General features: G+C 55.9%; 9 protein-coding genes. 6 read left to right on the forward strand and 3 right to left on the reverse strand.

From position 1 onward, the window contains the following. Positions 1 to 15: 15 nt before the first annotated feature. The 3 genes from AC1RVY_RS00670 (at position 16) to AC1RVY_RS00680 (ending at position 4,764) form a co-directional block, all read left to right on the forward strand. Positions 16 to 1,503, forward strand: a complete 1,488-nt coding sequence (locus AC1RVY_RS00670; protein ID WP_492804869.1) for a polysaccharide pyruvyl transferase family protein — start codon at positions 16 to 18, stop codon at positions 1,501 to 1,503. 148 nt (positions 1,504 to 1,651) lie between these two features. Further along, positions 1,652 to 3,844 (forward strand): glycosyltransferase, encoded by a 2,193-nt coding sequence (locus tag AC1RVY_RS00675; RefSeq protein ID WP_492804871.1) that lies wholly within the window; start codon positions 1,652 to 1,654, stop codon positions 3,842 to 3,844. Then, positions 3,841 to 4,764: a class I SAM-dependent methyltransferase gene (locus AC1RVY_RS00680; protein ID WP_218294664.1), complete on the forward strand. Its 924-nt coding sequence runs from the start codon at positions 3,841 to 3,843 to the stop codon at positions 4,762 to 4,764. The genes AC1RVY_RS00675 and AC1RVY_RS00680 overlap by 4 nt, the downstream gene beginning before the upstream one ends. Before the next feature lie 23 nt (positions 4,765 to 4,787). Here AC1RVY_RS00680 and AC1RVY_RS00685 read toward each other — a convergent pair whose 3' ends face one another. The 3 genes from AC1RVY_RS00685 to AC1RVY_RS00695 form a co-directional block, all read right to left on the reverse strand. Further along, positions 4,788 to 6,047 (reverse strand): ABC transporter ATP-binding protein, encoded by a 1,260-nt coding sequence (locus tag AC1RVY_RS00685; RefSeq protein ID WP_492804873.1) that lies wholly within the window; start codon positions 6,045 to 6,047, stop codon positions 4,788 to 4,790. Further along, positions 6,037 to 6,855 (reverse strand): ABC transporter permease, encoded by an 819-nt coding sequence (locus tag AC1RVY_RS00690; RefSeq protein WP_492804875.1) that lies wholly within the window; start codon positions 6,853 to 6,855, stop codon positions 6,037 to 6,039. Before AC1RVY_RS00690 ends, AC1RVY_RS00685 begins: the two co-directional genes overlap by 11 nt. Positions 6,856 to 6,969: 114 nt before the next feature. Beyond that, a complete protein-coding gene (locus AC1RVY_RS00695) occupies positions 6,970 to 7,620 on the reverse strand; it encodes a 2OG-Fe(II) oxygenase (protein WP_218341038.1) in 651 nt (216 codons plus the stop codon). An 817-nt stretch (positions 7,621 to 8,437) separates the two neighbouring features. Here AC1RVY_RS00695 and AC1RVY_RS00700 point away from each other — a divergent pair. From AC1RVY_RS00700 to AC1RVY_RS00710, 3 genes are read left to right on the forward strand one after another with little or no spacing between them, the layout of a single operon-like run. Continuing rightward, on the forward strand, positions 8,438 to 9,259 hold the full coding sequence (locus tag AC1RVY_RS00700) for a class II aldolase/adducin family protein (protein WP_218294668.1): 822 nt from the start codon (positions 8,438 to 8,440) through the stop codon (positions 9,257 to 9,259). Further along, positions 9,256 to 10,410: an acyl-CoA dehydrogenase family protein gene (locus tag AC1RVY_RS00705; protein ID WP_492804878.1), complete on the forward strand. Its 1,155-nt coding sequence runs from the start codon at positions 9,256 to 9,258 to the stop codon at positions 10,408 to 10,410. Before AC1RVY_RS00700 ends, AC1RVY_RS00705 begins: the two co-directional genes overlap by 4 nt. After that, positions 10,407 to 11,459 carry an NAD(P)-dependent oxidoreductase gene (locus AC1RVY_RS00710; RefSeq protein WP_218341041.1) on the forward strand — a complete coding sequence of 351 codons (1,053 nt, stop codon included), beginning with the start codon at positions 10,407 to 10,409 and terminating at the stop codon, positions 11,457 to 11,459. The genes AC1RVY_RS00705 and AC1RVY_RS00710 overlap by 4 nt, the downstream gene beginning before the upstream one ends. The last annotated feature ends 159 nt before the right edge of the window (positions 11,460 to 11,618 follow it).

Genomic DNA, 11,618 nt, shown 5'->3' on the forward strand with positions numbered 1-11,618 from the left:
TCTGATCTATCGATGATGAATAATATTGGTCTGGTTGACCGTGATGGTTTACCTCGTCAGCAGTTTTTGCAAACGCGAGAAATGAATACAAGCGATTCCAATGCAATGAAAAATCAACGTTCCTGGCGCATTGGCATCTTTGGCACGTTTGATGTTCAAAATTATGGTGATCTGCTTTTTCCGATCATTGCTGAACTGGAGCTTTCTCAAAGGCTCGGGAACATTGAACTCGTCCCCTTCTCTTATCACGCCAAATCTTCGCAGGATTGGCCATATGGGGTGGAATCACTTGCGGACCTGCCCCGCATGGCCAGTGGTCTTGATGCGATCCTGATCGGCGGCGGTTTTATTGTACGTTTTGATAAATTCATCGCCCCTGGATATGAGCCGCCGGTAGCGTGGATTCAACATCCCACAGGATACTGGCTGACCCCGGCATTGCTTGGTGCACAACATGGTGTTCCGGTGATATGGAATGCACCGGGCATGCACTGCAACGATATACCAAGCTGGAGCCATCCGCTACTTTCTCTGGCTCTGGAGTGCAGTACTCATATTGCAGTACGAGACGAGCCCTCGAAAACCGCGCTCATGCCATTTGTTGACCCGCAGCGTGTGCATGTGATGCCTGATACAGCATTTTCAATTGGACGCTGTTTGAAGTCTCATTCTGGAACCGATGAGGCAGATGCAATCCTCAAGTACTTAGGCCTCAAGACGCCCTACATAGTTATTCAAGCGACTCAAAATCTCGAGCGATTTACTGATTATGTCAAGAAATTTCGAGTTGAGCTGCCGAACCTTAGTTTCCTTCTCCTCCGCCTTGGCCCCGTGCTTTGTGACCACGAATCGTTCATCGATGCTGATCTCCCAGGTACTTTCTGTCTCGGTGAATGGCCGTCGCCAATGGCCCTGGCATCATTGATCAGCGGATCCGAGGCTGTTGTGGGGCACAGCTATCATCTTGCGATCACAGCATTGTCGTGTGGTATTCCGGTGTTCAGTTCCAGTGATCTTTCCCAAGGAAAATTCACGACACTTTCCAAATACAGCTCCGTGCATCCGCTGCCGCCGGCAGGCTGCGATGATCCCGAATGGCTGTCCCAGCGAATTGGCCGAAAAGAACCTTCGCAGTTGGCCATCGAGGCAAATGATGTGCTGGAAAATTACTGGGATCATGTTGCCGATATGGTTCGGAGTGGCAAGACCGATTCCATGGTCGTCATGAATGCTTTTTGGATGTCACTGCCTGGCATTCTTGAACGTGAATCTCGACGGGCTGGAGCCACCAGGTCAGAATCCCCCGGGGAACTGCAAGATTTTGAGGCTCGTTTGAGCGACAGCAAAAATTTGCTTGATGCAGCAAAAACGCAGTTGGTCGACACATCGGAGAGGTCGCTCGAGCTTGAAAAAAGGCTGCTTGAAATGCAGGAATCCATTTCCTGGAGAATGACTGCTCCCTTGCGCAGTGCGTGGCGCTGGGTGCAAGGTTTGTCTATCTGAAGCAAATTAACACTATTTTCTCATGAAGACATATTCAGAGCCGCAGGAAAATTCCTCCGCGAACTCCGTGCGCACCACCAGCAATGGGGGCTGCGAATGCTTCCCCGGTTGCGCGTGCTGTGACGAAATAGCTGCAATGCGGCAGACTATGCAGCAACTTGAACGGGAGTTGATCCTCGGCAAGGAGACAATTGCGTCTCGAGACATTGCCATTGATTGGCTAAAAAAAGAGGTTGACGCCGCGAGGATGACGTTGGAGTGGCGTCGCAAAAGCCTGAAATACCTGCTTGTCGATCTTATATATCTGCTGGCCGACCGTTCGACGCTGGCCCGTACGCTTGGCAATATGCTTTTGCCAAGGCGCATTAAAAGAAGGCTGCATGCGGAATCGATAAACAATCAGTTGCAGGGAGTTCCATCCCAGCATGTACCAGCCATGCCACTGCTCGGTAAGGTATGCAATGGGAAAATTGATATTGTTTGTTTTGCCAATATCGAGTGGTCTGCCCGGTATCAAAGACCACAGCAGATGATGTCTCAATTTGCTGGCCATGGTCACCGTGTATTTTATATTGTCCGCTCAAAAATGCCTGCGCGCGGCGCTCCCTATGAGTTGAGGCAGGTAGCCGAAAAAATATTCGAAGTGAGTCTTGCATTTAATGAATATGAGGATTTCTATTCGGAGCGAATGTCGCCTTCCAATCGAAGGGCTGGGAACGAGTCATTTTCCCGCTTGGCGCTTGATGCGGAAATAAGGGCAGCCTTGGTTGTTGTTCATCTGTCTTACTGGGCGGCGTTGTCCATTGATCTGCAGAAATCACGTTCCTGGCGTGTGCAATATGATTGCATGGATGAATGGGCTGATTTTCCAGATATTGGAGTGCAACTTGTAGAGGAAGAAGAAATACTGGTTAAACATGCAGATTTGGTAACGGTCACGGCATCCATTCTGGAAAAAAAATGGATGCAAAAAAATACAAAATGCCTCCTTGTCCGAAATGCGGTGGACTATGATTTTTTTGCAGACCGATGTGTGGAAAATGGCTTGCTTGCTCACTTGGGAACACCAGTTATTGGATTCTACGGCGCCTTGGCCCCTTGGATAGATTTCTCCCTGCTGCGTTTCTTGGCAGAAAATCGCCCCAATTGGAGTTTTGTGCTAGTCGGCGATTGTTTTGTCAAAGATATGGCTGGGCTTGACAGGATGCCCAACGTGCATCTCACGGGTCGAAAGCCTTATGAAGACATGCCTCGCTATCTCCATGGCTTTGATGTATGCCTTATTCCATTCAAGTTGAACAAGGTTACGCATGCGGTCGATCCGGTGAAATTCTACGAATTCATGAGCGCGGGGAAGCCTGTTGTGAGCGTGCCACTTGAGGAAATGGCTATATATCAAGATTATGTGTACTTCGCCTCTGAGTTTGAGGATTTTCTTGAAAAAATTGAAACAGCTTTGGCCGAGAGTAACCCGGATTTAAAGAGCCGAAGAATTGTTCTGGCCAAAGAGAATGATTGGCGGCATCGCTACCTTGCGACCGATGAGGCCATCAAGGCGCTATATGGAAGGTGCTCAATTGTGATCGTGAGCTATAACAACGTCGAACTCACAAAACAATGTATCGAAAGCATATTTTCCCGGACCACTTATCCCAACTATGAGATAATTGTTGTTGATAATGCTTCTTCTGATGGTACAGAAGACATGTTGCGACAGATGCAGATCCAGCACGCAACGGTAAAAGTGGTTATTAATAATAGCAACAGAGGTTTCGCAGCGGCGAATAATCAGGGAATTGCGTTGGCAGAGGGGGAGTATATCGTATTGCTTAATAATGATACTGTGGTCACCAATGATTGGCTGGAAGCAATGCTTCGGCACTTGCAGAACGAGAATATAGGCATGGTCGGGCCCGTCACCAATTCAATCGGAAATGAGGCAAAGATAGATACAAACTACCTCAACCTGGAGCAGATGCATGACTTTGCTTCTCGCTATACCCTTGCGCATGCTGGACGCCATTTCGACATCTCGATGCTTGCAATGTTTTGCGTGGCAATGCGGCGTGGTGTTTTCAATGAAATTGGAGCGCTGGATGAGATGTTCGGTCTTGGGATGTTTGAGGATGATGACTACAGCCGAAGAATGCACGTTGCCGGCTATCGCACAGTGTGCGCGGAAGATTCCTTTGTTCATCATTACGGGCAGGCATCGTTTGGGAAATTGATTGAAACAGGGGAGTATCAGGCCCTCTGGGATAGAAACCAGGCTTACTTTGAAGGCAAATGGGGCGCTTGGAAGCCACACACGCACAACCGCAATCGGCAGGAGACGGAATGAAATCCGATGACGAAATTACTGCCGCCCATTGGTCGAAGAATGTGGCGAGTTCAGATGCTTTTTCACCCCAAGTCTATTGGCTCGCTGTACCGGCTGTTCAGCAGCGTTTTCAGCGGCTTGCCTGTAGGGGAACAGATCATCGCTGGTGGGTGGAATACTGTCTGGGCGAATTCCTGCGCCGCTCGACATCCTCGGCCAGAATGCTGAGCATTGGCTGTGGCAGCGGTACCTTGGAGCGCGACCTTTTTCGGCTGAATGCATTTTCCGAGTGCGACGCAATTGATATCGCATCCGGTGCCATTGATATCGCCCGGAAGGAAGCGCATTTGATTGGTGCTTCCAATATCAACTATCACGTACAGAATGTTCAGGAAACCCCGCTGGGCGAGAGTATTTACGATGCGGTCTGGTTTAATGGCTCCTTGCATCATATCAAGCAACTGGAATCGGTTTGTGAGTCGGTTCGGGTCGCCCTGAAGCCTGGGGGATGGGTATTTTTTAATGAGTATGTTGGGGCGAACCACTTCGCTTTCTCAGAACGCCAGCGTGAGGTCATTGAAAATGCATTCCGATTGTTGCCTCCGGAATATCGTCGATCATTTCAGCCGGAACATTTTGGGAAAGTACAGTTGAAGGTTCAGCTTCCTGATCCAGCAGACGTGATCAGGGTGGACCCTTCCGAGGCAATTCGATCACAAGATATCCGTGCGGTTCTGTCTGATTACTTTGTTGAACATGCATTTAATTCTTGTGGGGGCAACATTTTGCAATTCGCCCTGCACGGAATCGCAGGTAATTTTGTAGAAACTGACTCACGCTCAATGGCACTGCTGCAGATGCTGTTTGATATCGAAGACACGCTATTGGAAAATCAATTTTTTGCGACTGATTTTGCGGTTGGGGTCGTGCGGGTTCCGTAGCGGAATGAGGGTGATGCAGAATTTCATTCGTCAGGGGTATTGGATACCGGGGTGCTTGCTTCGATTCCTAAATCGACGATACCAAGAAATGAATTGCTTCCGTGAGCTACTGTGTCAAAACTCAAGATACCTACTTGTTTGTCAATCAGCAGCGAGGTCTCTTCGGTGCGGCCATTCATCAGCTTGATGGTGACGTGATATCGACCGGCCGCCAGGATCGCTGGAAAGTGGAAAGTAATGGTTCCCTCTCGCCAATCGCTTTCCACATTGGAGTAAGGGAGGTCGAAGTTTTTTCCGCCAACCACGAGCAGCCGGGCTTCCTGGATGGTAATGCTGATGTTCGGCAGTAAAACAGATTTGCTGACTCTATACCCGATGGCAATATCAATCGTCTCACCGTAGGCAAATGATGAATAGTGACTCTCGGTATTGGTGAACCTAGCTGAAATAATTTCACCTTCTTCTGTCCCAAATGCGATGCGGGCTTCGTTCAGTTCTTTTTTTCTAGCGACCGATGTCTTCCCGCCGCTGGCCCACCGGCGTTGTTCATCTCGCATATCCAGCAAATACATTTCGGATATTATCTCCGGGGTTCCAGATGCCTTTAACATTCCTTCGGTGAGATAAATTGCGGTGTTGCAAAATCTCTTGACCATGCTCATGTCATGAGATACAAACAGCAGAGTCGTCCCTTTTTCTGCCAGTTTTTCTAGCCGTCCCAGGCATTTGAATTGAAAAGACGCGTCACCGACGGCAAGGGCTTCGTCGACGACCAGTATGTCGGGTTCTACGCAGACGGATACCGAAAATGCCAGGCGTACGAGCATTCCACTCGAATATGTCTTGGTTGGCTGATCGATGAAATCCCCGATATTGGCAAAATCGGCTATCTCATCAAAGCGAGCATCTATTTCTGCCCGCTTCAATCCAAGCAGTGCTCCATTAAGATAGACATTTTCACGGCCGGTGAATTCTGGGTTGAACCCTGAACCCAGTTCCAACAAGGCAGCGATTTTCCCGTGAGCCAGAACCTGCCCCGACGTGGCGCGAAGTGTATGGCAGATCAGTTGAAGAAGGGTGGATTTTCCACTTCCGTTTCGGCCAATGATACCGAGGGCTTCCCCTTTGCGGACGCGAAATGAGATATCTTTCAGTGCCCAAAATTCGCGAAACCGCTGCTGCCCAGCGAAAGGTAGCATTTGCAGTAGGCGGTCTTGCGGCTTGTCATAAATTTGATAGCATTTGCTGATTTTTTCGACTTCAATGGCGAATTCAGAGGACATCAGAAAATCCCTCGCGACTTTTCTGAAATAAGCAGAGGCTCGATATTGCAAAGATAGTGGAGAAAATAACCGATTCTCCCCATTCAATAAAATTTGGTATGCCTCCCCAAAAGATTACCATGCGTGCATTTTCAATCACTTGCGCCAAGGGGTTCATTCCCATCGCCTGATGCAACTCCGGAGGCAGGGCGCTTGTCGGGTAAAAGACGGGCGTCAAGAACATGAGTGGCAGCAATAGCGCTGAAATAATATGATTGATATCCCGAAAATATACACCGAGAGCACTGAGGATCCAGGAGAGCCCGAGTATGCAGAGGAATAGAGGAAGTAAAATGACCGGAAAAATAATGCAGGACGCAGGTGGTGCTCCCATCGTCAATCCATAGAAGGCCAACCATACGGCAGAACTGACAAGCATGTGAAAAATGCCCACACCCAAGCTTATCCAGGGCAGGGCTTCAAGGGGGAATTTTATTTTCTTGACGTAGTTTGTATTGGTGACAATCAATGCTGGTGCGCGGAGCACGCACTCCGAGAATAGATTGAAAACTGTCATGCCAATAAAAATAAGCAATGCAAATTCGATGGGTGATTCCTTCCCCCCAGGCCAGCGAACTGTAAATACCTTTGTGAATACGAGCGTGTAGACGGCAAGGGTAAATGCAGGATTGATTATTGACCAAATCAATCCAATAGTAGAACCTCGATAGCGGGAATGGATTTCTCTTTGAATTAATGAGAAGATAAGTTCCCTGTGTGTCCAGGGAATAAATAGATTGACGAGATAAAAAAATGACTGCCTGGTCATGTATTGCCAATGGTTGCGAACTTGGCGTTAAAACCGCGTCCCGGTGATTGTCTTCAATGCTTCATTGAAAACTAGCGAAACCAGAGATGACTGTGCATTGAGCGAGAAAGCAGGTCAAGCTGCGTAGTCGTGCAATTCCATCTCCACGCCTGCGGGCCACATTGAACTGACGGATCCAGGCTGATAAAACGTCACAGTCACGCTCCGCCGGGATTGGCTGGCTCGCTCTGAAACCCGTGTCACCTCATGCCAGGAATTGTCTGACCTCACAAAGGTGGCTGAATTCCCGATGACCGGATTCACCAAGGCGGCAATGTCTTTTGCATCGGAAGAATTGAGGATGGCGAGGCAACCTCCGTCCGTGGGGTGCCACTTGTGGTTGAAATAAAAGACATGGGTAACCATTTTTTCAGGAAGATCGCGATGGGGGCCGAGAAGCCCGCCACGGCCATAGTGGTACACATGCGCCTCCATCGGAAGGCTAGTCAAGTCAAGGCCGGTGATTGACGACATCGCCATCCGGTATTCAGTGGAAAGCAGGTCTTTTGCCAGTTGCTGCCATGGAAGACTCAGGAATTCGGCATGCGATATGGTTTGCTCGCCCATTGGAATCAGAGAACGGGCGTCATACCGGTAATCTTTCTCTCCTCCATAAGCCTCAATGGTCCGGAAGTGATCGTGAGGATAGGTTTCGGAAAGCGCAGCGCAATCTGCCTGTGAATAGAGATTCGATATTTCAGCCCATCTAAAAGGCTGAGTGTTCATGCGACATTCCCTAATTTTTGAAAAATCGATCATGGTCTGATAACTGATGATGAAAAGAGAAGGTTGGTGAAGCGTTGACAACGTGGAGAAGAGAGTTTTTTCGCGCGGTCGAAACAGTATGCACTTCGCTTCGCCGCCCGTCCGAGGCCGCAGATTCGCACGGCGCGACGGTTGTGTGAAGGCCTTCTCGCCGGATTTTTCAGTAGGGGGCGTTGTCCGTGCCCCGACCCTATCAAGCGTGCCGCTGTTGCCGCGCTGTGATCATTCAGGAGAGGATGAGAGGCGAACGCGGCCATGGACATGCTTGATTGACGGGCTCAGGTCGAGCCATTTTGACCCGCCAGCTGAATCGCTCCGGATTTCCACGGGTTTTCGTTCGCCGGATGGGTGGGACTGCGCTAAGCGGTTCCGTGCGCACATCCATCCCGGCGCCCTCCAGTCACAGATGTCCGAAGCACGGCCTTGGTACGCGGCGGGAGCCTGACGTCAGAGCGCCCAATCCGTGTAAGTCGGCGCTCATCGAAAGAGTTGGCGCGTGTGGGGCATAACCGCGCCGCCCATCCCCCGTGGCATCGCGCCTGGGCGCCACCATTGGCAATCGCAGTCCATTGCCCAGCAAGGCTGGTCCACCGCAGAACGAAAGGGCTCTGGCGCTACGCTGGCGATAGAGTTGGACAACGTTCCTGTGGGGCATGCAAAAACCGCATGTGGTCACGCGGATTTCTTCGTTGGCGAAGCAGGAGGGGACTTCTAAGGTGGCTGCGTTCTTCCGCCTCTTGCTTTTGCCAACCCTCTCCGCTTCCGAAAGCCATTGCCCATGTCTGCAGTCCTCACACCCACTCCTGCCATTCACACTCTTGTCCCCAACGCCCAGCCCCGGCGCAAGGACTGGTTCGACGCCCCGGCGGCCCGCCCCACGGTCGAGGCCGAGCGCCGCCACCGGCAGGAGACGCTGGCCGTGGCCTTCCGGCTGTTTGCGCAGCAGGGCTTCAACTACGGGCTGGCCGGCCACATCACCGCGCGCGACCCGGAGTGGACTGACCACTTCTGGGTGAACCCGCTCGGCGTGCATTTCTCGCAGATCAAGGTGTCCGACCTGCTGCTCGTGAACGCTGCCGGCGAGATCGTGGTGGGCCAGGGCCCGCTGAACCGCGCGGCATTCGCCATCCACGCCGCGCTGCACGAGACGCGGCCCGACATCGTGGCCGCAGCGCACACGCATTCGACCTACGGCAAGGCCTGGTCGTCGCTGGGCCGCAAGCTCGATGCGCTCACGCAGGACTCGTGCATCTTCTATGAAGACCACGCGCTGTTCGACGACTTCACCGGCGTGGTGCTGGAGACCGATGAGGGTTTTCGCATCGGCGAAGCCCTGGGCGCGCAAAAGGCGGTGATCCTGCAGAACCACGGCATCCTGACGGCGGGCCCGTCGGTGGAGGCTGCCGCGTGGTGGTACATCGCCCTGGAGAACGCCTGCCAGGCCCAGCTGCTGGCCGAAGCCGCCGGCACCCCCAAGCCCATCCCGCACGAGATCGCGCTGCGCACGCATGCGCAGATCGGCGGGCCGGGCGGTGCGCAGTTCGCGTTCAAGAGCCTGTTCGACATCATCGTGCGCGACCAGCCCGAGGTGCTGCAGTGAATGCGCCACTGACCTGGGGGCAGGCCGCACGCGCGCTGGCGGCGGAGTTCGGTGCGCGCGCCGCGGCGCACGACCGAGACGGGAGCTTTCCGCACGCCAACTTCGCCGAGCTGCAGCAGTCCGGCCTGCTGGCCCTGGCCGCGCCGCGGTCGCTGGGCGGGCAGGGCGCGTCGGCCGCGCAGCTGGCCGAGGTGGTCGGCGCCATCGGCCAGGGCTGCCCGGCCACGGCGCTGGTGCTGACCATGCAGTACATCCAGCAGCGCGGCATGGGCCGCCCCGGCTCGCCCTGGCCGCCGGCGCTGGCGCAGCAACTGGTGAATGAGTCGGTGCATGAGGTGTCGCTGATCAACGCACTGCGCGTGGAGCCCGAGCTGGGATCGCCCGCGCGCGGCGGCCTGCCGGCCACGGTGGCGCGGCACACGGCCGAGGGCTGGCGTATCAGCGGGCACAAGGTGTATTCCACCGGCGCGCCCATCCTGCGCTGGTACGTGGTGTGGGCCCGCACGGACGAGGCCACGCCGCGCACGGGCGCCTTCCTGGTGCGGGCGGGGCTGCCCGGTATTCGCATCGCGGAGACCTGGGACCACCTGGGCCTGCGCGCCAGCGGCAGCCACGATGTGCACCTGCATGATGTGCTGATACCCCACGCGCACGCGCTGGACCTGCGTCTGCCGCAGGACTGGGCGCGCGGCGAGCCCGCCATGCAGGCCGAGATGACGGTGATGCTGGCCGCGCTGTACACCGGCGTGGCACGCGCCGCGCGCGACTGGCTGGTGCAGTTCCTGCGCGAGCGCGTGCCCGCCAGCCTGGGCGCGCCGCTGGCGACCTTGCCCCGCGCGCAAGAGGCCGTGGGCCGCATCGAAGGCCTGCTGCTCACCAACGACCGCCTGATCGCCAGCCTGGCCCACGACCTCGATGCCGGCACGCTGGTGCCCACCGTGGACAGCGGCCTGGTGAAGGCCCTGACCACGCGCAACGCCATCGAGGCCGTGCAGGCCGCGCTGGAGCTGACCAGCAACCACGGCCTGGCCCGCAAGAACCCGCTGGAGCGCCACCTGCGCGACGTGCTGTGCGGCCGCGTGCACACGCCACAGGACGACAGCGCCTACGTCGCAGCGGGCCGCCGGGCGCTGGCCGTGGGGGCCGCATGAGCGCGGTGCTGGCTGCGCACGACCCTCGCAGAGACACTGTCGATGCAGGTGACGACGTTGTTGCCAACGCAGCTGCCGACCGCTGGATCGTTCTGAACCAGGCAGGCCCCGAGGCCGATGCGCTGCTGGAGGTCGCGGGCCTGCCCGTGGTGCTGGCGGGCGACGACACCGACGTGCCCGCCTGGGATCGCGCCGCAGACGTGGACATCCTCTTCACCGGCCCCCGCAACGGCTGGCGCCATGCGCCGGCCACCGCACCCGCAGGCTGGCCCGGGCGGTTGAAATGGGTGCAGGTGGCGTCGGCCGGCATCGACTTCTTTCCGCCCTGGCTGCTGCAGGTGCCGCAGGTGACCTGCTCGCGGGGCGTGGCGGCCGTGCCCATTGCCGAATACGTGATGACCGCGCTGCTGACGCACCAGCGCACATGGGACATGCTGCAGGTGTCGGGCGCCGGCCCGTGGCGCGAGACCTTTGCGCGGGTGGACCAGCAACTGCCCGGCACGCTGCAGGGGCGGGCGCTGGGCATCGCGGGCTACGGCGCCATCGGGCGCGAGGTGGCGCGGCTGGCGCGGGCATTCGGAATGCAGGTGACGGTGTTGCGCCGGGGCGGGGCGGAGGTTCCGGGCGACGATGGTGTGCGCACCGCCCCCTCCATCGAGAAGCTGCTCGCGGCCTCGGACCACCTGGTGCTGGCCCTGCCGATCACCGCGCAGACCTACCACCTCATCAACGCCGCCACCCTGGCGCACGCCAGGTCCGGGCTGCACCTGGTGAACATTGCACGCGGTGCGCTGGTGGACCCGCAGGCGCTGCTGCATGGGCTGGACAGCGGGCGCCTGTCCGGCGCCACGCTGGACGTGACCGACCCCGAGCCGCTGCCCGACGGCCACCCGCTGTACAGCCACCCGCGCGTGCGGATCACGCCCCATGTGTCATGGGCGGCGCAGGGCGCAGCGCAGCTGACGGCCCACAAGTTCGTGGCCAATCTGGCGCGCCATGTGGCGGGGGAGCCGCTGGAAGACGTGGTGGACGGGGCGCGGGGCTACTGACCCCAGGGGTGCGCTGGGTCGTTGCAGCTGCAGCAAGGGCGGGGCAGGGTGCCTGCAAGCGGCCAGTGCCCGGCATGCGAAAACCGCATATGGATGGTCGCAAGGCTTCGTTGGTGGAGCGCGGGACGGGTGATGCAATGGCAGCCAGAGTCCCTTCGA

This window comes from Acidovorax sp. GW821-FHT11A03, from assembly GCF_058809075.1.